A 20,385-nucleotide genomic window follows, 5' to 3' on the forward strand; every position below is an offset into this window, starting at 1 on the left:
CGCCGCAATTGCACGGCTTCCGTGCAGCCGGGCATCAGCAATGCGCCCGAAAGCAGCGATGGGAATGCAAACGATGGGTCTTCGGTCTCAAATCGGCAAAGCGGGGTTCGCCGCCGCCATGGTCGCCCTCACCAGCACAGCCGTCCTAGCACAGCAGAGCAGCCGCACGGACTGGCCGACGGAGAAATGCAACCGCTACAAGAAGGCCTATGACCAGTCGATCGCCTATCTCGGCAAGAAGGGCCTGGGCGCTGAGTTCCTCGCCAGCCACGATGCCTTCCTCGCCGCGAACTGCCAAGCCCGCGCCGAGGTCTGCGCCCGCAGCAAGGAGGAGCTGGAGCTGGCCAACCGGCTCGTCCTGATGGCGATGAACAGCGGCATGTCCGGCACCTTCCTGCCGTTCACCTGCCGCCGCTGAACCAGCTACCGCCCCCGCCGCTGCCGCAGCCAGGGATGCACATAGAGTTCGAAAGCGATGGTCAGCACGATGAAGACCAGCGCGATCACGAAGGCCACGACCCAGTAGGAAACATCGTCCTTCGGGACGAACCAGCCCGCGATAATCGAGGGCACGATCAGGAGCAGGCGCGCCAGCAATTGCATCCCTACTCTCCCCGCTCCTGCCGCAGCCGTTCCCAGTATTCCAGCCGCTTGCGGATTTCGCGTTCGAAGCCGCGCTCCGGCGGATCGTAGAAGCGCTGCCGGCCGAGCGCATCCGGCCAATAGTTCTGTCCGGAGAAGGCGTCGGGCTGGTCGTGGTCATAGGCGTAGTTGGCGCCATAGCCCTGCTCGCGCATCAGCTTGGTCGGCGCGTTGAGGATGGTCTTGGGCGGCGTTAGCGAGCCCCGCTCCTTCGCGACCCGCACGGCCGCCTTGTAGGCGTTATAGGCCGCGTTCGATTTCGGCGCGGTCGCCAGATAGATCACGCAATTGGCGAGCGCGAGCTCGCCCTCGGGCGTGCCCAGCTGCTCATAGGTCTGCGCCGCCGCGCGGGCATGCAGCAGCGCCTGCGGATCGGCGAGCCCGATATCCTCGACCGCCATCCGCACCAGCCGCCGCGCCAGGAAGCGCGGGTCCTCGCCGGCATCGAGCATGCGCGCGAAATAGTAGAGCGCCGCGTCCGGGTCGGAGCCACGGATCGTCTTGTGCAGGGCGGAGATCAGGTTGTAGTGGCCGTCCTGCGCCTTGTCATAGATCGGCGCGCGACGCTGGACGACATCGGAGAGGCCGTGCTCGTCGAGGATTTCGCCGGGCTTCGCGGCCCGCCAGATTTCCTCCGCCAGCGTCAGCACGGCGCGCCCGTCGCCGTCGGCGAAACGCGCCAGCGCCAGCCGCGCTTCCGGCGTCAGGGGCAGTTCGCGGCCTTCCAGAACCTCGGCCCGGCCGAGCAGGAAGAGCAGTGAGCCCTCGTCCAGCGACTTGAAGGTTAGCACCCGCGCCCGCGACAGCAGCGCCGCATTGAGCGCGAAGGACGGATTCTCGGTCGTCGCGCCGATCAGCGTGATCGTGCCGTCTTCCATGACCGGCAGGAAGGCGTCGAGCTGGGCGCGATTGAAGCGATGGATCTCGTCGACGAAGAGCAGCGTGCCCCGGCCGCCGAGCCTGCGCCCGCGCGCCGCCTCGAACACCTTCTTGAGATCGGCGACGCCGGAGAAGATCGCGCTGATCTGCTCGAAGCCGAGATCGACGAGCCCCGCGAGCAGCCGCGCCACCGTCGTCTTGCCGGTGCCGGGCGGGCCCCAGAAGATCAGGCTGCCGACCGTGCCGGAGGCGACGAGCCGTGTCAGCGCGCCGTCCGGTCCGGTCAGATGCTCCTGCCCGGCGACCTCGGCAAGCGTTGTCGGCCGCAAACGGTCGGCAAGGGGCCGCGGGCCGGACTTGTCCAGCCCCGAGGCTGCGAACAGGTCGCTCACCCCGGGAAGACCGAGGTGATCGTCTGGCCGTTGCGGATGATCGTCACCTCCCAGGCGCGTTTGCGGTCCTTGAGGATCGATTCGACCTCGCGCGAAGTGGCCATCTGCTCGCCGTTCAGCGCCTTGATCATATCGCCCTTCAGGAAGCCGACATTGGCGGCAGTGCTGCCCTCCTCGACCTCGCTGACGACGACGCCCTCGTTGCCGGTATCGACCGAGAGCTCCTCGGCCAGCGCCGGCGACATGTTCCCGACGGTCAGGCCGGCGAGCGGCGAGCGGCTGGTCAGCTTCACCATGTCGCGCGGCCGGGTCTCGGGCGCGGCGACGAGCTTCACCGGGATCGAGATGCGCTTGCCCGCGCGCAGCACGGTCAGCATCGTCGTGCCGCTGATCGGCCGGGTGGCGAAGCGGTAGCCGAAGGATTCGGGATCATCGACCGCAAAGCCGTCGACCGAGAGGATGACGTCCGAGCGCTTCAGGCCGGCCTGGTCCGCGGGGCCCTTCTCGACCACGCTGGCGACGACGGAGCCAGCCGGCCGGTCGAGCCCGAGCCCATCCGCGACATCGGCCGTCAGAACCTGGAGGCGCGCCCCGAACCAGGGACGCTTCACCGTCTTGGCGCCGCTCCTGGCGCTCTCGACGACAAGGCGCACCATCGCCGAGGGAATGGCGAAGCCAATGCCGACGCTGCCGCCGGTGCGCGAATAGATCGCGGTGTTGATGCCGACGACGCGACCCTTCATGTCGATCAGCGCGCCGCCCGAATTGCCGGGATTGATCGCCGCATCGGTCTGGATGAAGGACTGCGCGTCGCCGACGCCGATCTGCGTGCGTGCCAGCGCCGAGACGATGCCCTGCGTCACCGTCTGGCCGACGCCGAAGGGATTGCCCATGGCGAGCACGATGTCGCCGACCTGGAGCTCGTCGGTATCGGCGAGCTCGATCGCGGTCAGGTTCTTCGCGTCGGCGAGCTTGAGCACGGCGAGATCGGTCCGCGGATCGCGCAGCAGGATCGTCGCCTCGACCTCGCGCTTGTCGGCGAAGGCAACCTTCACCTCGCTCATATTCTCGATGACGTGGTTGTTCGTGACCACGAGCCCTCCGCCGGCATCGACGATGACGCCGGAGCCCAGCGAGCGCTGCACCCGCTCGCGCGGCACGCCGAAGCCGCCATCGCCGAAGAAGCGGCGGAAGAACGGATCGTCCATGAAGGGGTTCTGCGGACGCTTCTCGACGCGCGCGCCATAGACGTTCACGACCGCGGCCTGCGTCTGCTTGACCAGCGGCGCGAAGGAGAGCGTCACCTGCTCTCGCGTCTCGGGCACCTGGCGCTGCTGGGCGACAGCCGGCGATGTCGCAACGCCCGCCATCAGGGCACTAGCGAGAGCCGCTGCCGCCAAAGCCGTCCTCTTGCCTGCAAAGCGATCGGTCATGCTCATCCTCATCCTGACACCCCACGTTCGCGGGGACATCTTCGCTGCATCGTCCCGGAGCTATACCGCGTGGCGACGCTCCGGTTCCGTACCGACATGTCGTGCAATCGCGCCCCGGCGGCAAGAGCCAAACCTGCCTTTCACGAGAAGCGCCAGGATCGGGGCGCTGTTGCGGCGAAAACGCCCTGCCAGGCGGGTGCGGACAAAAAAAGAGGCGGCCCCGAGGCCGCCTCTTCAGAGATTCGCTAGAGCAAAGCCGATCAGGCGGCTTCGTCTTCCGCCGTGAAGACCGGGCCGGAATCCTTGCCCTTGGCGTCGACGTCGCGATCGACGAACTCGATGATCGCCATCGGGGCGTTGTCGCCGAAGCGGAAGCCCGCCTTCATGATGCGGAGATAGCCGCCGTTGCGCTCCTTGTAGCGCGGGCCGAGGACCGCGAAGAGCTTGCCGACCAGCTCGACATCCTTGATCTGCGCGATCGCCTGACGGCGGGCGTGCAGGTCGCCGCGCTTGCCGAGGGTGATGAGCTTCTCGACGACCGGACGCAGATCTTTCGCCTTGGGCAAAGTGGTGGTGATCTGCTCGTGCTTGATCAGGGCCTGAGCCATGTTGGCGAACATCGCCTGGCGATGCTCGGCCGAGCGGTTGAAACGACGACCGCGGAAACCGTGACGCATTGTTTGGCTCCTTCGTTGCTTACGGCCGCCGTGCCACGGTACGGCCGTTCCTTATGCTCCGGCTCGGATGAGTCGGGCGGGGTTGGCGCGGGATGCCTCCCGCGCCGTTAGACTCAGTAGTGCTCCTCGAAGCGCTTCGCGAGCTCTTCGATGTTCTCCGGCGGCCAGCCCTGGACGTCCATGCCCAGGTGCAGGCCCATGGTCGCCAGCACTTCCTTGATCTCGTTCAGCGACTTGCGGCCGAAGTTCGGGGTGCGCAGCATCTCGCCCTCGGACTTCTGGATGAGGTCGCCGATATAGACGATGTTGTCGTTCTTGAGGCAGTTCGCCGAGCGGACCGAGAGCTCGAGCTCGTCGACCTTCTTGAGCAGCGCCGGGTTGAAGGGCAGCTGCGGCGCGGTCGAGACGGCCTCTTCCTTGCGCGGCTCCTCGAAGGTGATGAACACCGCGAGCTGGTCCTGCAGGATGCGGGCGGCGAGCGCCAGCGCGTCCTCGGGGGTGACCGAGCCGTTGGTCTCGATCGCCAGCGTCAGCGAGTCCTTGTCGAGGTTCTGGCCCTCGCGGGTGTTCTCGACGCGGTAGGAGACCTTCTTGACCGGCGAATACAGGCTGTCGACCGGGATCAGGCCGATCGGCGCGTCCTCGGGACGGTTCTGCTCGGCCGGGACATAGCCCTTGCCGGTGTTGACCGTGAACTCCATGCGGATCTCGGCGCCGTCGTCCAGCGTGCAGAGCACGAGGTCGGGGTTCAGGATCGAGACGTCGCCGATGGTGTTGATGTCGCCGGCGGTAACGGTGCCCGGGCCGGACTTGCGCAGGGTCATGCGCTTCGGACCCTCGCCCTGCATCTTGACCGCGACGGCCTTGATGTTGAGGACGATATCGGTGACGTCCTCACGGACGCCCGGGATCGAGGAGAACTCGTGGAGGACGCCGTCGATCTGGACGGCGGTCACGGCCGCGCCCTGGAGCGACGACAGCAGCACGCGACGGAGCGCATTGCCGAGCGTCATGCCGAAGCCGCGCTCAAGCGGACGCGCAACCACAGTCGCCTGACGCTTCGGGTCGTCTCCGACCTTCACTTCGAGCTTGTTCGGCTTGGAAAGATCCTGCCAGTTCTTGCTGATCACGACCGCACTCCTGGTGCTGAATTCATCTGGCGGCCACCGCCGCCCCGGACAGGCGCCCGCCCCTGCGGGCGCCTTCAAGGCTACAAGTCAGGCGTCAGACGCGACGGCGCTTGCGCGGACGGCAGCCATTATGCGGGATCGGCGTCACGTCGCGGATCGAGGTCACGGTGAAACCCGCGGCCTGGAGAGCGCGAAGAGCCGACTCGCGGCCCGAACCCGGACCGGTCACCTCGACCTCGAGGGTGCGCATGCCGTGCTCGGCAGCCTTGCGGGCGGCGTCCTCGGCGGCGACCTGAGCGGCGTAGGGGGTCGACTTGCGCGAGCCCTTGAAGCCCATCGTGCCAGCCGACGACCACGAGATCGTGTTGCCCTGCGCGTCGGTGATGGTGATCATGGTGTTGTTGAACGAGGCGTTCACATGCGCGACGCCGGAGACGATGTTCTTGCGTTCGCGACGACGGACGCGCTGGGCTTCCTTGGCCATATCTCTTCTTCCATCCTTCAGGCGCGCCCGTCATGCCAGGCGCTGGGGATGCCGGCGGCCCGCGAACGGACCGGCCGGCGTATAGACAACGGGCCGACTAGCGGCCCGCCGAAATCACTTCTTCTTGCCGGCGATCGGCTTCGCCTTGCCCTTGCGGGTACGGGCGTTGGTGTGCGTGCGCTGGCCGCGGACCGGCAGCGAGCGGCGATGACGCAGGCCGCGATAGCAGCCGAGGTCCATCAGACGCTTGATGTTCATCGAGACTTCACGGCGCAGATCGCCCTCGACGAGGTAGTCGCGATCGATCGTCTCGCGGATCTGCAGGACTTCGGCGTCGGTCAGCTGGTTGACGCGGCGCTCCGGCGCGATGCCGACCTTCTCGACGATCTCCTGGGCCTTGGCCGCGCCAATGCCGTGGATGTACTGCAGGCCGATGACGACGCGCTTGCCGGTGGGAATGTTGACGCCCGCGATACGAGCCATGGTCTCATCTCCATGTCGGCCGAAGCACCCGATGGCACCCCGGCGGTGGGAAAAAATCCTGCGTCCGGTGGAGGCCGGCTCATGCAGGACGTTGAACGGCTCCACGCGGTAATGCGACGTCGTCCCTTCTCGCGAAGGCAACGGCATCGCTCCCATGAAACCGGATTGCGGCTCGTTAACGGGTCGGGCGCAACGAGTCAACCCGTCGCAACCAAGAAACATGCCAAGGCCGGTGAAGTGGCCGAAGCGCTGCGAGGTCAAGGCGGTAGCCGCGATTGCTATATAAGGGCTCCGTCATTCCAGGCAAGCCGTGGAACCGCGCCTGGAACGACGGATTCACGCGCGACCCCCTACTTCTTCACCAGGCTGCACTTGCTCTCCGAGAGCGGCGCGATGATCTCGGCCGCCGGAATCTTGCGGACGACCTTGAAGTAATCCCACGGCGCCTTCGAATCGGCGGGCTTCTTCACCTCGACCAGCAGCATGTCGTTCATCAGCCGACCATCCTCGCGGACCTTCGCGCCCGGCGCGTAGAAATCCTCGACCGGCATTTCCCTCATCTTCGCCGCGACCGCGGGGCCGGCCGCCGTGCCGGCCGCCTTCACGGCCTTGAGATAATGCAGCACCGAGGAATAGACGCTGGCCTGGATCATGCCCGGCATCTTCTTGGTCCGCGCCATGTAGCGATCGGCGAAATCGCGGCTCGGCTTGTCGGCGTCATGATAATAGGCGGTGGTGGTGATCAGCCCCTTGGCCTTGTCGAGGCCGAGGCCATGGACGTCGCTCAGCACCACGACCATGGCGGCGAGCTTCTGCCCGCCATCGACCAGGCCGAACTCGCCCGCCTGCTTGATCGAGTTGATCGTATCGGTGCCGGCATTGGCGAAGGCGACGATCTTGGCCTTCGAGGCCTGCGCCTGCAGCAGGAAGGATGAGAAGTCCGGCGTCGACAGCGGCGCGCGCACCGTGCCCAGCGTCTTGCCGCCATTGGCCTTCACGATCGACTCGATATCGGCGGTGAGCTGATGGCCGAAGGCGTAGTCGGCGGCGATGATGTACCAGCTGTCGCCACCTTCGCGCAGCACCGAGAGCGCCGTGCCCTTGGCCGAGGTTGCCGTGTCGAAGGTCCACATGAAGCCGGTCGGCGAACAGTCTTCGTTGAAGAGGCGCGTCGTCGCGGGGCCGTTATAGAGCGCGATCTTCTGCTTGTCCTTGGCGATGCCGGCCACCCCCAGCGCAACGGCGGAGTTGGTGAGGTCTGCGATCGCGGTAACGCCATCGACATCGTACCAGCGCCGTGCCAGCCCGACGGCGATGTCCGGCTTGTTCTGATGGTCGCCCGAGACGATCTCGATCGGCTTGCCCAGCACCGAGCCGCCGAAATCCTCGATCGCCAGCTTCGCCGCCTCGACCGAGCCCAATCCGCCGAATTCGGCATAATTGCCGGACTGGTCGTTGAGGATGCCGATCTTCACTGCGTCCTGTGCCCGCGCCACCGCCGGCATCAGCGCCAGCGTGCTCGCGACCAGCAATGCACCAAACCTCGTCATGCGCCTGCTCCCTGTCCTGCCTCCGGACCCGGAAAACCGCTTCGCCTTCCGGTCGACGGATGCTTGCCACCGCTTTGCGCGGATTGAGCCTCAGCACATCCGCCGGGGATGGGCCTGTCAACGCACGGGCAGGCCGATAAAAGGCAAAGGCATCCACGCAAAAGCGCACCGCGGAAACGAAGAACCCGGCCGGACCGTGAGGTCCGCCCGGGTTCGAATGGTTTCGCTGGAGAGCCGATCAGCCCTGAGCGGCGACCGAAAGCGCGTCCGTGATCGCCTGCGAGACATCGTCGATCGGCTGCATGCCGTCGATGGCCGTCAGCTGGCCACGCTTCTCGTAATAGGGCGCGACCACTGCCGTATCGCGGTTATAGGCTTCAAGCCGGGTCTTGAAGACTTCCGGATCGTCGTCCTTGCGCACCGGCTGCCCGGCCGCCCTCGCCTCCTCGGCGCGGCGGACGATACGGTCGACGAGCTTGGTCTGGTCGACCTTGAGTTCGAGCACGGCATCGAGCTTCAGGCCCTTGCCGTCCAGCATCCGGTCGAGCGCTTCGGCCTGCGCCAGCGTCCGCGGGAAGCCGTCGAGGATGAAGCCCTTCTTGGCATCCGCCTCTTCGATGCGGTCGGCAACGATGCCGATGACGATCTCGTCCGAGACAAGCCCGCCCGCATCCATCACGGCCTTGGCCTTCTGGCCGACCGGCGTGCCGTTGGCGACGGCCGCGCGCAGCATATCGCCAGTGGAAAGTTGCGGAATGCCGTGCTTCGCGACGATGCGCGCCGCCTGAGTGCCCTTACCCGCCCCCGGCGGCCCCAGGAAAATCAACCGCATTTAAGAGCCTCTACCCCGTTCTGAGCCGGTCTCGACGCCGGCAATTCGTCCGCTCGCTAGGAGCATCATGCAGCCGATACCCACGTATCGGCAAATGGTGCGACGACGCGAGCGGTCGAATTCCCGGCGCCGGAGGTGGGCTTTGGAGGGCCGCCTGCTGCGTCGAATCTGCTCGCCGATACCGAAGGGTATCGGCTGCGCGCTTCTCCTGACATCCGTCTCCTCCAAAGCCCATCGAGACCGGTTCAGAACGGGGTAGAGGCTCTTAACGCCTCGCTCCTCGCAACTTGGCCTTCTTGACCAGCCCCTCGTACTGATGGGCCAGCAGATGTCCGTGAACTTGCGCCACGGTGTCCATCGTCGTCGTCACCACGATGAGCAGCGAAGTGCCGCCCAGCAGGATGATCGGGATCTGAGCATAGGTGATCATGAACTCGGGGATAAGGCAGACAATCGTCAAATATCCTGCGCCGAGAACGGTGATGCGCGTGAGGATGCGGTCGATATGCTCCGCGGTCCGCTCGCCCGGCCGGATGCCCGGCATGAAGCCGCCATGCTTCTTGAGATTGTCGGCCGTCTCCACCGGATTGAACACGATCGCGGTGTAGAAGAAGCAGAAGAAGATGATCAGCGCCGCGTAGAGGATCATGAACAGCGGCCGGCCATGCGCCAGATAGGTCGCCATGGTCGATAGGAAGCCGGTGCCGCCCGAGGCCTGCTGGAAGCTCGCGACGGTCGTCGGCAGCAGCAGCAGCGACGAGGCGAAGATCGGCGGGATCACGCCCGCGGTGTTGAGCTTCAGCGGCAGGAACGAGGTCTGGCCCTCATACATCCGGTTGCCGACCTGGCGCTTCGGGTAGTTGATCAGCAGGCGGCGCTGGGCGCGCTCCATGAATACGCAGAAGGCGATGACGCAGATCGCCATCACGAGCACGCCGAGCAGCAGGCCGGTCGAGATCGCGCCCTGGCGGCCGAGCTCGAAGGTCTGGGCGAGCTGCGAGGGGAACTCCGCGATGATGCCCGCGAAGATGATCATCGAGGTGCCGTTGCCGATGCCGCGGCTGGTGATCTGCTCACCCAACCAGAGCAGGAACATCGTGCCGCCGACCAGCGTGATCGTGGTGGAGAGCAGGAAGAACGGACCCGGCTGCAGCACGAGGTTGCCCGAGCCCTGGAGGCCGACGCCGATCGCATAGGCCTGGAACACGGCCAGCACGAGGGTCAGGTAACGGGTGTACTGGTTCAGCGTCTTGCGGCCCTGCTCGCCTTCCTTCTTCAGCGCCTCGAAGCTCGGCACCACGCTGGAGAGCAGCTGCACGATGATCGAGGCCGAGATGTAGGGCATGATCGCCAGCGCGAAGATCGCGAGGCGCCCGACCGCGCCGCCCGAGAACATGTTGAACATGCCGAGCATGCCGGATTGAGTCTGGCGGAACAGATCGGCCACCGCATCGGGGTTCATGCCGGGCAGCGGGATATAGGTGCCGAGCCGGTAGATGACCAGCGCGCCCAGCGTGAACCAGATTCGCTTCTTGAGTTCATCCGCCTTGGCGAAAGCCCCGAAATTGAGGTTCGCCGCAAGCTGTTCAGCCGCCGATGCCATGCGTCCGGTCCCTGGGTCTCAAACTGGTCCAAGATCATCGCGCGTCCTACCGGACGCGGTAACGATGATCTATCTCATTGTCGGAGCATCGGATTGATCCGAAAAGTGGATTCCACTTTTCGGTCCGATGCTCTGGAAGCACATCCTCCAACGCACGCGTGCGTGCTGTCTGCGGATTCGTGCCTTGCGTCAAACAGTCAAACGGCGGCCAAGGCGCTGGGCCCGGCCGCCGTTCGCAAACGTCATGTAGGCGTTCGGATCACGCCTGTGAAGCGGCAGCCAGAATCTTGACCGAACCGCCAGCCTTCTCGATCGCAGCGACGGCCGACTTGGACGCGCCCGCGACTTCGAAAGCAAGCTTGGTCTTGAGCTCGCCGACGCCCAGAATCTTGACGCCGTCCTTGGCCTGGCGGGTGATGACACCGGCGGCGACGAGCGCCTCGATGGTCACGGTGCCCTTGGCATCGAGCTTGCCGGCTTCCACCGCCTGCTGGATGCGACCGAGGTTCACCTCGTTCAGATCCTTGGCGAAGAGGTTGTTGAAGCCGCGCTTCGGCAGGCGACGATACAGCGGCATCTGGCCGCCTTCGAAGCCCTTGATGGCGACGCCGGCGCGCGAGGTCTGACCCTTCACGCCGCGGCCACCAGTCTTGCCCTTGCCGGAGCCAATGCCACGGCCGACGCGGATGCGCTGCTTCAGAGCGCCTTCGTTGTCACGAATCTCGTTGAGTTTCATGTGTCGCCCTCCTCACTTAGCGTCGATGACGCGCACGAGGTGCTTCACCTTCTCGACCATGCCACGCACCGCGGGGGTGTCCTGGAGGGTCGAGCGGCGGCGGATCTTGTTCAGGCCGAGACCGATGAGGGTCTGGCGCTGGGTGGCCTCGCGGCGGATCGGCGAACCGATCTGCTCGATGGTGAAGGTCTTCTCAGCCTTTGCCATGGTGTCCCCCTCACGCTTCCGCGGCCGCATCCGTGCCGGCATCGCGGCGACGGGTCTGCAGGGCCGAAACCTTGAGCGAGCGACGAGCCGCGACCGAGCGCGGGCTGTCCTCGTTCTTCAGCGCGTCGAAGGTGGCGCGCACGAGGTTGTACGGGTTGGAGGAGCCGAGCGACTTCGACACGACGTCCTGCATGCCGACCGCCTCGAAGACGGCGCGCATCGGGCCGCCGGCGATGATGCCGGTACCAGCGGGAGCCGCGCGCAGCACGACCTTGCCGGCGCCGTGGCGGCCCTGCACGTCGTGATGGAGGGTACGGCCCTCGCGCAGCGGGATGCGGACGAGGCCGCGCTTGGCAGCTTCAGTCGCCTTGCGGATCGCCTCGGGAACTTCACGAGCCTTGCCGTGGCCGAAGCCGACGCGGCCCTTCTGGTCGCCGACGACGACGAGCGCGGCGAAGCCGAAGCGACGACCACCCTTCACCACCTTGGCGACGCGGTTGATGTGGACGAGCTTGTCCACGAATTCGGAAACTTCCGTTTCCCGATCTTTACGCTCACGCGGCTCTCTAGCCATGTGTCTGTCCTCTTACTTGCGCGGACGAGGGTCGAAGCCCCGCCGCTCGCTCGAGCCTAACCCCGTGCGTCATTGCGCGGGGAAGCTGAGCATCGGACCGAAAAGTGGGTACCACCTTTCGGAAGTTTCCGATGCTCCAAGCACCAATCGATCATCGTGACCGCGACCGTTCGGGCGCGCGATGATCGAGAAACGGATACCGCCCGGCTGGCGCGCGAACGCCGGCCGGGCGAAACCCGATAACCTCAGAAGCTGAGACCAGCTTCGCGGGCCGCATCGGCCAGCGCCTTGACGCGGCCATGGTACATGTACGGGCCGCGGTCGAAGACCACTTCCGTCACGCCGGCCTTGACCGCGCGCTCGGCGACGATCTTGCCGATCTGGCCGGCGGCCTCGACATTCGCGCCGGACTTGATCTGCTCGCGCACATCCTTGTCCCGCGACGAGGCGGACGCGAGGGTGACCCCGTTCACGTCGTCGATGACCTGGGCGTAGATCTGCTTGCCGGTGCGGTGCACCGACAGGCGCGGGCGACCATTGGCAACCGCCTTGATCGCGCGGCGGACGCGGGCCTTGCGGCGCGCAGTCACATCGTTCTGCTTGCTCATGGCTGGCGTCCTTACTTCTTCTTGCCTTCCTTGCGGAAGATGAATTCGCCGGCGTACTTGACGCCCTTGCCCTTGTAGGGCTCGGGGCCACGATAGTCGCGGATCTCCGCGGCGGTCTGGCCGACGACCTGCTTGTCGATGCCGGTGACGACGATTTCCGTCGGCTTCGGCGTCACGATCGCGACACCGGCCGGGATTTCGTAGTCGATGTCGTGGCTGTAGCCGAGCGACAGCTTCAACACCTTGCCGTTGACGGCGGCCTTGTAGCCGACACCGTTGATCTCGAGCTTCTTCTCGAAGCCGGCAGTGGTGCCGACAACGAGATTGTTGATGCGGGCGCGCGAGGTGCCCCAGAGCGCACGGGCGCGCTTCGACTGCGAGCGCGGCTGAACCGCGATCGCGCCGTCCTCCAGGGCAACCGACACGTCGTCGGGAACCGTGAAGGAGAGCTCGCCCTTCGAGCCCTTGATCTTGACCAGCTGGCCGGTGACCGTGGCGGTGACGCCCGCGGGAACCGAAACCGGCTTCTTACCGATACGAGACATTTGGATCTCTCCTGAAAGTGAGCGGGGCGCCTGTAAGGTCAGAAGACCTTGCAGAGCACTTCGCCGCCCACGTTCTGCTCGCGGGCCACATGATCGGCCATCACGCCACGCGGGGTCGAGACGATCGTCACGCCAAGGCCATCGGCCACGCGCGGCATGGTCTCGACCGACGAGTAAACGCGGCGGCCGGGCTTCGAAACACGCGAGATCGACCGGATGACCGGCTGGCCCTCGTGATACTTCAGCTCGATGTCGAACTCCGTACGGCCGTTGCCGAACTCGGTCTGGCTGTAGCCGCGGATATAGCCCTCGGACTGCAGCACGTCGAGCACGCGGGCGCGCAGCTTCGAGCCAGGGGTGGAAACGCGGGACTTGCGACGCATCTGCGCATTGCGGATGCGGGTCAGCATATCGCCGAGCGGATCAATGATTGCCATTGTTCCAGTCCTCCTTACCAGCTCGACTTGACGAGGCCGGGAACCAGCCCCTTGTTGCCGAGCTCACGCAGCGCGACACGCGACATCTTGAGCTTGCGATAGAACGCGCGCGGACGACCCGTGACTTCGCAGCGGTTGCGAATACGGATCTTGGCCGAGTTGCGCGGCAGTTCAGCCAGCTTCAGGCGGGCGAGGAAACGCTCGTCCATGGGCTGGTTGTCGTCATTGGCGATCGCGAGAAGGCGAGCCCGGCGGCCGGCGAATTTCTTCACCAGCTTCCTGCGGCGCTCGTTATTCTCGACGGAGCTTTTCTTAGCCATCGATCTCTCCTGGTTTCCGCGTATGAACGCTTAGGTTCACTGCCGGAACGGGAAGTTGAAGTGCTTGAGCAGAGCGCGTGCCTCGTCGTCCGACTTCGCAGTCGTGCAGACGATCACGTCCATACCCAGGACCTGGTCGACCTTGTCGTAATTGATCTCGGGGAACACGATGTGCTCCTTGATCCCGAGCGCGAAATTGCCGCGCCCGTCGAACGACTTGGGGTTGAGGCCCCGGAAGTCGCGCACGCGCGGCAAGGCGATGGTGACGAGCCGGTCGACGAACTCGAACATCTTGGTCTTGCGCAGCGTGACCTTGCAGCCGACCGCCATGTTCTCGCGCAGCTTGAAGCCGGCGATGGCGAGGCGGGACTTGGTGATGACCGGCTTCTGGCCGGCGATCATGGCGAGGTCGCCGGCTGCAACATCGACCTTCTTGCGGTCGGCCGTCGCTTCACCAACGCCCATGTTGATGACGATCTTCTCGATCGTCGGCACTTCCATGACGTTCTTGTAGCCGAATTCGGCGATCATCGCGGGACGGACGACGTCCTCGTAATGCTTCTTCATGCGCGGCGAGAGCGCGCCCTGCTGAGCCTCAGCCATCGATCAGATCCCCCGAACGCTTGGCGAAACGGACCTTGCGGCCGTCATCGAGCACCTTGAAACCGACGCGGGTCGGCTTGCCGTCCTTGGGATCGGCCACGGCGATATTCGACAGGTCGATGGTGGCCTCTTTCGAGATGATGCCACCCTCGGACGTCTGCGACTGCTTGGTGTGCTTCTTGACGAGGTTGACACCACGCACGACGGCGCGGGCATCCTTCGGCAGAACCTGCAACACTTCGCCCGACTTGCCCTTGTCGCGACCAGCGAGCACGACGACCTTGTCGCCCTTCTTGATCTTAGCAGCCATCACAGCACCTCCGGCGCCAGCGAGATGATCTTCATGTGGTTCTTGGCGCGCAGCTCGCGCGGAACCGGTCCGAAGATACGCGTGCCGACCGGCTCCTTCTGGTTGTTGATCAGCACGGCCGCATTGCGGTCGAAGCGGATCACCGAACCGTCCTGGCGCTTGACGTCCTTGGCGGTGCGAACGACGACCGCCTTCATGACGTCGCCCTTCTTCACGCGACCGCGCGGAATGGCTTCCTTGATCGAAACGACGATGATGTCGCCAATGCGGGCATAGCGCCGCTTCGACCCGCCGAGAACCTTGATGCACATCACGCGACGCGCACCGGAATTGTCGGCGACGTCGAGATTCGTCTGCACCTGGATCATGGCCTTGATCCTTCCAATCTGTGTATCAGCGCGGTTTCCCGGACCGCATCAGCGCCGCCCGGGACTACGACTGACGGGGGTCGATCGCCCCCTGGCCTCAAACAAAACACGATCCGCAAAAGTGGTTTCCACCTTTGCGGAGAAACATGTCCGGCTTCTTTCCTGCCCCGCCCTGCCCCTGATTCGGGGCCGGGCGAAGCCGTCTCGAATCACGCCTTGGGGGCGTCCTCGAGCACAACCCAGCTTTTCAGCTTGGAAATCGGCTTGGACTCCTCGATCCAAACCGTGTCGCCGACCTTGAACGAGCCCGCCTCATCATGGGCGTGATAGTTCTTCGTACGGCGCACCGTCTTCTTGAGGAGCGGGTGCGTATAACGCCGCTCGACCTTGACCACAACAGTTTTGTTCTGCTTGTCGCTGACGACGACGCCCTGCAGTACGCGCTTAGGCATTATTCTCTCCTCACGCGCTCGCCGCGACGGTCTTCGACCGCTGCAGCGTCTTGATGCGGGCGATGTCCTTGCGCACTTCAGTGACGCGCGCGGTGTTCTCGAGCTGCCCGGTGGCCTTCTGGAAGCGCAGGTTGAACTGCTCCTTCTTGAGCTTCAGGAGCTCGTCCTGGAGCTGATCCGTGCTCATGGCCTTCAGGTCGGACTGACGCTGTGTGATTTTCATCTTGCCCTCCCTCACTCGGCAATGCGCTGGATGAAGCGCGTCTTGATCGGCAGCTTGGCGGCCCCGAGACGGAGCGCCTCGCGGGCGATATCCTCGGGCACGCCGTCGAGCTCGAACATGATCCGGCCCGGCTTGACCTTGGCCGCCCAGAACTCGGGCGAACCCTTGCCCTTACCCATGCGGACTTCGGTCGGCTTCTTGGAAACCGGCACGTCGGGGAACACGCGGATCCAGACACGGCCCACGCGCTTCATGGCGCGGGTGATCGCGCGGCGGGCCGCCTCGATCTGCCGGGCGGTGACGCGCTCGGGCTCCTGGGCCTTCAGGCCGAACTGGCCGAAGTTGAGGTCCGTGCCGCCCTTGGCGACGCCGGAGATGCGTCCCTTGAACTGCTTGCGGAACTTGGTGCGTTTTGGTTGCAGCATGGCTCTTCTCGATCAGCCTTACGCAGCCTGCTCGCGACGATCGCGATCGCGGTGATCACGGTCACGACCGCCGGAGCGGCCGCCCTCGTCGGAGAGGCGCTTGTCCTGGGCCATCGGGTCGTGTTCCAGGATCTCGCCCTTGAAGATCCAGACCTTGATGCCGCACGTCCCGTAGGTCGTGAAAGCGGTGGCGACGCCGTAATCGACATCGGCGCGCAGCGTATGCAGCGGCACGCGGCCCTCACGGTACCATTCGAGGCGGGCGATCTCGGCGCCGCCGAGACGGCCCGAGCAGTTGATGCGGATGCCCTCGGCGCCCAGACGCATCGCCGACTGCACGGCGCGCTTCATGGCGCGACGGAAAGCGACGCGGCGCTCGAGCTGCTGGGCGATCGAGTCGGCGACGAGCGTCGCGTCGATCTCGGGCTTGCGCACCTCGACGATGTTGATCGTCACGTCGGCCTTGGTGAGCTTCGAGACTTCCTTGCGGAGCTTCTCGATGTCGGCACCCTTCTTGCCGATCACCACGCCCGGACGAGCCGAGTGGATGGTGACGCGGCACTTCTTGTGCGGACGCTCGATGATGATCTTCGAGACAGCGGCCTGCTTCAGCAGCTTCATGAGCGCGGCGCGGATGGCCATGTCTTCATGAAGCAGCTTGCCGTACTCGCCCTTGTTGGCGAACCAACGCGAGTCCCAGGTGCGGTTGATGCCGAGGCGAAGGCCGATCGGATTGATTTTCTGACCCATCGTTCTCTCCTCAGGCCTTCGCAGCCTGCACTTCGCGCACCACGATCGTGATGTTCGAGAACGGCTTCAGGATACGGGCGCCACGGCCGCGGGCGCGGGCGTGGAAGCGCTTCATGACAAGCGCCTTGCCGACGAAGGCCTGTGCCACGACGAGATCGTCGACATCGAGATCATGGTTGTTCTCGGCGTTGGCGATCGCGCTCTGGAGGCACTTGCGCACATCGAGCGAGATCCGCTTGCGCGAGAACTCGAGATCGGCGAGCGCGGTCGCGACCTTCTTGCCACGGATCAGCTGAGCGACGAGGTTCAGCTTCTGCGGCGAGACGCGAAGGTTGCGAGCGATCGCAGTGGCTTCGTTCTCGGGCAGCGCACGGGGGGCGGATGCTTTACCCATGGCTTACTTCCTCTTCGCCTTCTTGTCGGCAGCGTGGCCGTGGAAGGTGCGGGTCGGCGAGAACTCGCCGAACTTATGACCGACCATCTCCTCGGACACGTTCACCGGCACATGCTTATGGCCGTTGTAGACGCCGAACGTCAGACCGACGAACTGCGGCAGGATCGTGGAGCGACGGCTCCAGATCTTGATAACTTCATTACGAGCCGAGGTCCTGGCGACCTCGGCCTTCTTCAGGAGGTATCCGTCGACGAACGGACCTTTCCAAAGCGAACGCGCCATGACGGACCTCAGTTCTTCTTCTTGCGGGCGTGACGGCTCGACACGATGAACGTATCGGTCCGCTTGTTCGAGCGGGTCTTCTTACCCTTGGTCGGCAGACCCCAGGGCGTGACCGGATGACGGCCACCCGAGGTCCGGCCTTCACCACCGCCGTGCGGATGGTCGACCGGGTTCATCGAGACGCCGCGGTTATGCGGACGGCGGCCGAGCCAGCGCGAGCGACCAGCCTTGCCGTCGTTCCGGTTCATGTGATCCGGGTTCGAGACGGCGCCGACGGTAGCATAGCACAGGCCCGAGATCAGGCGCTGCTCGCCCGAGTTCAGGCGGACGATGACGTAGCCCTGGTCGCGACCGACGATCTGGGCATAGTTGCCGGCCGAACGGGCCAGGGCGCCGCCCTTGCCGATCTTCAGCTCGACATTGTGCACGATCGTGCCGATCGGCAGCGAGCCCATCGGGGCCGCGTTGCCGGGCTTCACGTCGACCGAGTCACCCGCGAGGACCGTGTCGCCGACAGCCAGGCGCTGCGGCGCCAGGATGTAGGAAAGCTCGCCGTCCTGATACTTGATCAGGGCGATGAAGGCCGTGCGGTTCGGATCGTACTCGATCCGCTCGACGGTCGCCGGGATGCCGGCCTTGCCGCGACGCTTGAAGTCGATGAGACGCAGCGTGCGCTTGTGGCCACCGCCGCGGAAGCGGACAGTGATGCGGCCGAGGTTGTTGCGGCCGCCCGAGGAGCTCTTGCCCTCGGTCAGCACCTTGACCGGCTTGCCCTTGTAGAGCTCGCTGCGGTCGACGATCACGAGCTGGCGAAGGCTCGGCGTGATCGGCTTGAAGTTCTTCAAAGCCATGATGCTTCCCTCACAGGCCCGTGGTCACGTCGATGGAGTGGCCCTCTTCGAGGGTCACGACCGCCTTCTTGACGTCCGAACGCTGGCCGGGACGGCCACGGAACATCTTGACCTTGCCCTCGGTGACGATCGTGTTGACGCTCTTCACCTTGACGTCGAAGAGCTTCTCGATCGCCGCCTTGATCTGCGGCTTCGTTGCGGTCTTGGCAACCTTGAAGACGACCTTGTTATGCTCGGAGAGCATCGTCGCCTTCTCGGTGATGACCGGCGCCACGATCACATCGTAGTGGCGCGGGTCGAGGTTCTTGGCGGACTGGCTCATTTGAAGCGCGCCTCCAGCGCATCGACGGCCGCGCGCGTCAGGACGAGCTTGTCGCGACGCAGGATGTCGTAAACGTTGATGCCCTGGACCGGCAGGACGTCGACGTTCGGGATCGAACGGGCCGCCAGGCCGAAGTTCGTGTCGATCTCGGCGCCGCCGATGATCAGCGCGCTCGACAGGTCGAGCTTGCCGAAATGGCCGAGCAGCACCTTGGTCTTCGGCTCGGACAGCGTGACGTCATCGATGATGATGATGCCGGCATCCTTGGCCTTGGCCGAGAGCGCATGGCGCAGGGCGAGAGCGCGGACCTTCTTGGGAAGATCATGGCCGTGGTCGCGCAGGACCGGGCCGAAGGCCTTGCCGCCGCCGCGGAACTGCGGAGCCGAAGCCGCGCCGTGGCGAGCGCCGCCGGTGCCCTTCTGCTTGTAGATCTTCTTGCGGGTGCGATCGACTTCCGAGCGGCCCTTGGACTTGTGAGTCCCGGCGCGGCGCTTGGCGAGCTGATAGCGGACCATGCGGGCAAGCAGATCGGCGCGCGGCTCCAGGCCGAACACCTCATCCGACAGCTCGACCGAACCGGCCGACTTGCCTTCAAGAGTGGTGATATCGAACTTCATCACGCGTTCTCCTCAGCCTGGGCCGCAGGAGCCTCATCCGCCTTGCCCTCGCCGGAAACCTTGAACTTGCCCGGCAGCGGCGCATCCTTCGGCAGGGCGCGCTTGACGGCGTCACGGACGTGAATCCAGCCGCCGGCGACGCCAGGAACGGCGCCCTCGACGAGGATCAGGCCACGCTCGGCGTCCGTCTGGACGACGCGCAGGTTCTGCGTGGTGACGCGCTCGGCGCCGAGATGGCCCGGCATCTTCTTGTTCTTGAAGGTCTTGCCCGGGTCCTGACGGCCACCGGTCGAACCGATCGAACGATGCGAGACCGACACGCCGTGCGTGGCGCGCAGACCGCCGAAGTTCCAGCGCTTCATACCGCCGGCAAAGCCCTTACCGGTGGTGGTGCCGGAGACGTCGACGAACTGGCCGACGACGAAGTGGTCCGCGGTCAGCTCGGCGCCGACGGGGATCAGCGCGTCATTGCTGACGCGGAACTCGACCACCTTGCGCTTGGGCTCGACCTTGGCGACCGCGAAATGACCGCGCTCAGCCTTCGAGACATTCTTCACCTTCGCCTGGCCGGAGCCCAGCTGCACGGCCACATAGCCGTTCTTCTCGATCGTGCGATGCGCGACGACCTGGCAGTTGTCGAGCTTCAGCACGGTGACCGGGATGTGCTCGCCGGCATCCGTGAAGATGCGGGTCATCCCGACTTTCTGTGCAATCACACCGGAACGCATCGGTGCATACCTTCCTTTGGGGTCATGTCCATCCGGGTTCGCCGGAAACAGAGGACCCGTTTAATCGGATCAGAGCTTGATTTCGACGTCGACGCCGGCGGCGAGATCGAGCTTCATGAGGGCGTCGACCGTCTGGGGGGTCGGGTCGACGATGTCGAGAACCCGCTTGTGGGTCCGCATCTCGAACTGCTCGCGCGACTTCTTGTCGATGTGGGGCGAGCGGTTGACGGTGAACTTCTCGATGAGCGTGGGCAGCGGAATCGGTCCGCGGACCTGAGCGCCCGTCCGCTTCGCGGTCGACACGATCTCGCGCGTCGAAGCGTCGAGGATGCGGTGGTCGAACGCCTTGAGGCGGATCCGAATGTTCTGACCGTTCATGGTCTTAGTTCTCCGTGACGTGAGAAAAGGCAAAGGCCCCGAAGGGCCCTTGCCCCTCACGCAAACGCGTTACGCGATGATGCTAGCGACGACGCCGGCGCCGACGGTACGACCGCCTTCGCGGATGGCGAAGCGCAGCTTCTCTTCCAT

Annotated in this window: 33 protein-coding genes; 1 reads left to right on the forward strand and 32 read right to left on the reverse strand. The window is 65.1% G+C overall.

Going from position 1 to position 20,385, the window contains the following annotated elements; translation table 11 throughout:
* Positions 1-118 precede the first annotated feature (118 nt).
* Complete coding sequence (locus AC3WMA_RS17280) at positions 119-418, forward strand: hypothetical protein (protein ID WP_492286597.1); 300 nt, start codon at positions 119-121, stop codon at positions 416-418.
* A 5-nt stretch (positions 419-423) separates the two neighbouring features.
* Here the strand turns inward: AC3WMA_RS17280 and AC3WMA_RS17285 are convergent, their stop codons facing one another.
* The 32 genes from AC3WMA_RS17285 to AC3WMA_RS17440 form a co-directional block, all read right to left on the reverse strand.
* Positions 424-603 carry a hypothetical protein gene (locus AC3WMA_RS17285; protein ID WP_492286598.1) on the reverse strand — a complete coding sequence of 60 codons (180 nt, stop codon included), beginning with the start codon at positions 601-603 and terminating at the stop codon, positions 424-426.
* A 2-nt stretch (positions 604-605) separates the two neighbouring features.
* Complete coding sequence (locus AC3WMA_RS17290) at positions 606-1,913, reverse strand: replication-associated recombination protein A (protein WP_492286599.1); 1,308 nt, start codon at positions 1,911-1,913, stop codon at positions 606-608.
* On the reverse strand, positions 1,910-3,346 hold the full coding sequence (locus AC3WMA_RS17295) for a Do family serine endopeptidase (protein ID WP_492286600.1): 1,437 nt from the start codon (positions 3,344-3,346) through the stop codon (positions 1,910-1,912). The genes AC3WMA_RS17290 and AC3WMA_RS17295 overlap by 4 nt, the downstream gene beginning before the upstream one ends.
* Positions 3,347-3,606: 260 nt before the next feature.
* Positions 3,607-4,023 carry a 50S ribosomal protein L17 gene (gene rplQ, locus AC3WMA_RS17300; RefSeq protein WP_061967384.1) on the reverse strand — a complete coding sequence of 139 codons (417 nt, stop codon included), beginning with the start codon at positions 4,021-4,023 and terminating at the stop codon, positions 3,607-3,609.
* Positions 4,024-4,136: 113 nt separating this feature from the next.
* Positions 4,137-5,153, reverse strand: a complete 1,017-nt coding sequence (locus AC3WMA_RS17305; RefSeq protein WP_257731996.1) for a DNA-directed RNA polymerase subunit alpha — start codon at positions 5,151-5,153, stop codon at positions 4,137-4,139.
* Positions 5,154-5,247: 94 nt separating this feature from the next.
* Complete coding sequence (gene rpsK, locus AC3WMA_RS17310) at positions 5,248-5,637, reverse strand: 30S ribosomal protein S11 (protein ID WP_043237079.1); 390 nt, start codon at positions 5,635-5,637, stop codon at positions 5,248-5,250.
* 114 nt (positions 5,638-5,751) lie between these two features.
* Positions 5,752-6,120, reverse strand: coding sequence for a 30S ribosomal protein S13 (rpsM, locus tag AC3WMA_RS17315; protein WP_112581136.1), 369 nt, complete (start codon positions 6,118-6,120; stop codon positions 5,752-5,754).
* A gap of 350 nt (positions 6,121-6,470) precedes the next feature.
* Complete coding sequence (locus tag AC3WMA_RS17320) at positions 6,471-7,670, reverse strand: ABC transporter substrate-binding protein (protein WP_492286601.1); 1,200 nt, start codon at positions 7,668-7,670, stop codon at positions 6,471-6,473.
* Between the two features lie 238 nt (positions 7,671-7,908).
* The gene (locus AC3WMA_RS17325; RefSeq protein ID WP_492286602.1) at positions 7,909-8,502 is read right to left on the reverse strand and encodes an adenylate kinase; all 594 of its coding nucleotides are present in this window, start codon (positions 8,500-8,502) and stop codon (positions 7,909-7,911) included.
* 265 nt (positions 8,503-8,767) lie between these two features.
* Positions 8,768-10,105 carry a preprotein translocase subunit SecY gene (gene secY / locus AC3WMA_RS17330; RefSeq protein ID WP_257732000.1) on the reverse strand — a complete coding sequence of 446 codons (1,338 nt, stop codon included), beginning with the start codon at positions 10,103-10,105 and terminating at the stop codon, positions 8,768-8,770.
* A gap of 259 nt (positions 10,106-10,364) precedes the next feature.
* Positions 10,365-10,841, reverse strand: a complete 477-nt coding sequence (gene rplO, locus AC3WMA_RS17335; RefSeq protein ID WP_047582058.1) for a 50S ribosomal protein L15 — start codon at positions 10,839-10,841, stop codon at positions 10,365-10,367.
* Positions 10,842-10,853: 12 nt separating this feature from the next.
* Complete coding sequence (gene rpmD / locus AC3WMA_RS17340) at positions 10,854-11,048, reverse strand: 50S ribosomal protein L30 (RefSeq protein ID WP_441470735.1); 195 nt, start codon at positions 11,046-11,048, stop codon at positions 10,854-10,856.
* A 10-nt stretch (positions 11,049-11,058) separates the two neighbouring features.
* Positions 11,059-11,622: a 30S ribosomal protein S5 gene (gene rpsE / locus AC3WMA_RS17345; protein WP_047582054.1), complete on the reverse strand. Its 564-nt coding sequence runs from the start codon at positions 11,620-11,622 to the stop codon at positions 11,059-11,061.
* Positions 11,623-11,867: 245 nt separating this feature from the next.
* A complete protein-coding gene (gene rplR, locus AC3WMA_RS17350; protein ID WP_492286603.1) occupies positions 11,868-12,230 on the reverse strand; it encodes a 50S ribosomal protein L18 in 363 nt (120 codons plus the stop codon).
* Positions 12,231-12,241: 11 nt separating this feature from the next.
* The gene (gene rplF, locus AC3WMA_RS17355) at positions 12,242-12,775 is read right to left on the reverse strand and encodes a 50S ribosomal protein L6 (RefSeq protein WP_492286604.1); all 534 of its coding nucleotides are present in this window, start codon (positions 12,773-12,775) and stop codon (positions 12,242-12,244) included.
* A 38-nt stretch (positions 12,776-12,813) separates the two neighbouring features.
* Positions 12,814-13,212 (reverse strand): 30S ribosomal protein S8, encoded by a 399-nt coding sequence (rpsH, locus tag AC3WMA_RS17360; RefSeq protein ID WP_047582049.1) that lies wholly within the window; start codon positions 13,210-13,212, stop codon positions 12,814-12,816.
* A 14-nt stretch (positions 13,213-13,226) separates the two neighbouring features.
* Complete coding sequence (gene rpsN, locus AC3WMA_RS17365; protein WP_199085556.1) at positions 13,227-13,532, reverse strand: 30S ribosomal protein S14; 306 nt, start codon at positions 13,530-13,532, stop codon at positions 13,227-13,229.
* A 36-nt stretch (positions 13,533-13,568) separates the two neighbouring features.
* Positions 13,569-14,135 (reverse strand): 50S ribosomal protein L5, encoded by a 567-nt coding sequence (gene rplE / locus AC3WMA_RS17370; protein WP_492286605.1) that lies wholly within the window; start codon positions 14,133-14,135, stop codon positions 13,569-13,571.
* Complete coding sequence (gene rplX, locus AC3WMA_RS17375) at positions 14,128-14,445, reverse strand: 50S ribosomal protein L24 (RefSeq protein WP_377838317.1); 318 nt, start codon at positions 14,443-14,445, stop codon at positions 14,128-14,130. The genes rplE and rplX overlap by 8 nt, the downstream gene beginning before the upstream one ends.
* Entirely contained in the window at positions 14,445-14,813 is a 369-nt protein-coding gene (gene rplN / locus AC3WMA_RS17380) for a 50S ribosomal protein L14 (RefSeq protein ID WP_038365406.1), read from the reverse strand. Before rplN ends, rplX begins: the two co-directional genes overlap by 1 nt.
* 209 nt (positions 14,814-15,022) lie before the next feature.
* The gene (rpsQ, locus tag AC3WMA_RS17385; RefSeq protein WP_199085553.1) at positions 15,023-15,265 is read right to left on the reverse strand and encodes a 30S ribosomal protein S17; all 243 of its coding nucleotides are present in this window, start codon (positions 15,263-15,265) and stop codon (positions 15,023-15,025) included.
* A 10-nt stretch (positions 15,266-15,275) separates the two neighbouring features.
* Positions 15,276-15,488 (reverse strand): 50S ribosomal protein L29, encoded by a 213-nt coding sequence (rpmC, locus tag AC3WMA_RS17390; RefSeq protein WP_047582036.1) that lies wholly within the window; start codon positions 15,486-15,488, stop codon positions 15,276-15,278.
* Positions 15,489-15,499: 11 nt separating this feature from the next.
* Positions 15,500-15,913 carry a 50S ribosomal protein L16 gene (gene rplP / locus AC3WMA_RS17395; RefSeq protein ID WP_492286606.1) on the reverse strand — a complete coding sequence of 138 codons (414 nt, stop codon included), beginning with the start codon at positions 15,911-15,913 and terminating at the stop codon, positions 15,500-15,502.
* Between the two features lie 18 nt (positions 15,914-15,931).
* Positions 15,932-16,663, reverse strand: coding sequence for a 30S ribosomal protein S3 (gene rpsC / locus AC3WMA_RS17400; protein WP_149128654.1), 732 nt, complete (start codon positions 16,661-16,663; stop codon positions 15,932-15,934).
* A 10-nt stretch (positions 16,664-16,673) separates the two neighbouring features.
* Positions 16,674-17,057: a 50S ribosomal protein L22 gene (gene rplV, locus AC3WMA_RS17405; RefSeq protein WP_047582031.1), complete on the reverse strand. Its 384-nt coding sequence runs from the start codon at positions 17,055-17,057 to the stop codon at positions 16,674-16,676.
* 3 nt (positions 17,058-17,060) lie between these two features.
* Positions 17,061-17,339: a 30S ribosomal protein S19 gene (gene rpsS / locus AC3WMA_RS17410; protein WP_265059847.1), complete on the reverse strand. Its 279-nt coding sequence runs from the start codon at positions 17,337-17,339 to the stop codon at positions 17,061-17,063.
* Between the two features lie 8 nt (positions 17,340-17,347).
* Positions 17,348-18,190, reverse strand: a complete 843-nt coding sequence (gene rplB / locus AC3WMA_RS17415) for a 50S ribosomal protein L2 (RefSeq protein WP_492286607.1) — start codon at positions 18,188-18,190, stop codon at positions 17,348-17,350.
* 10 nt (positions 18,191-18,200) lie between these two features.
* On the reverse strand, positions 18,201-18,512 hold the full coding sequence (locus tag AC3WMA_RS17420; protein ID WP_047582026.1) for a 50S ribosomal protein L23: 312 nt from the start codon (positions 18,510-18,512) through the stop codon (positions 18,201-18,203).
* The gene (gene rplD, locus AC3WMA_RS17425) at positions 18,509-19,129 is read right to left on the reverse strand and encodes a 50S ribosomal protein L4 (RefSeq protein ID WP_492286608.1); all 621 of its coding nucleotides are present in this window, start codon (positions 19,127-19,129) and stop codon (positions 18,509-18,511) included. The genes AC3WMA_RS17420 and rplD overlap by 4 nt, the downstream gene beginning before the upstream one ends.
* Positions 19,129-19,857, reverse strand: coding sequence for a 50S ribosomal protein L3 (gene rplC / locus AC3WMA_RS17430; protein WP_257732007.1), 729 nt, complete (start codon positions 19,855-19,857; stop codon positions 19,129-19,131). Before rplC ends, rplD begins: the two co-directional genes overlap by 1 nt.
* Before the next feature lie 69 nt (positions 19,858-19,926).
* Positions 19,927-20,235, reverse strand: coding sequence for a 30S ribosomal protein S10 (gene rpsJ, locus AC3WMA_RS17435; protein ID WP_043237115.1), 309 nt, complete (start codon positions 20,233-20,235; stop codon positions 19,927-19,929).
* A gap of 69 nt (positions 20,236-20,304) precedes the next feature.
* A partial coding sequence (locus AC3WMA_RS17440; protein WP_082617441.1) for an EF-Tu C-terminal domain-related protein occupies positions 20,305-20,385 on the reverse strand: 81 nt, incomplete at its 5' end.

This window comes from Allobosea sp. FW305-C-101 (assembly GCF_058783685.1).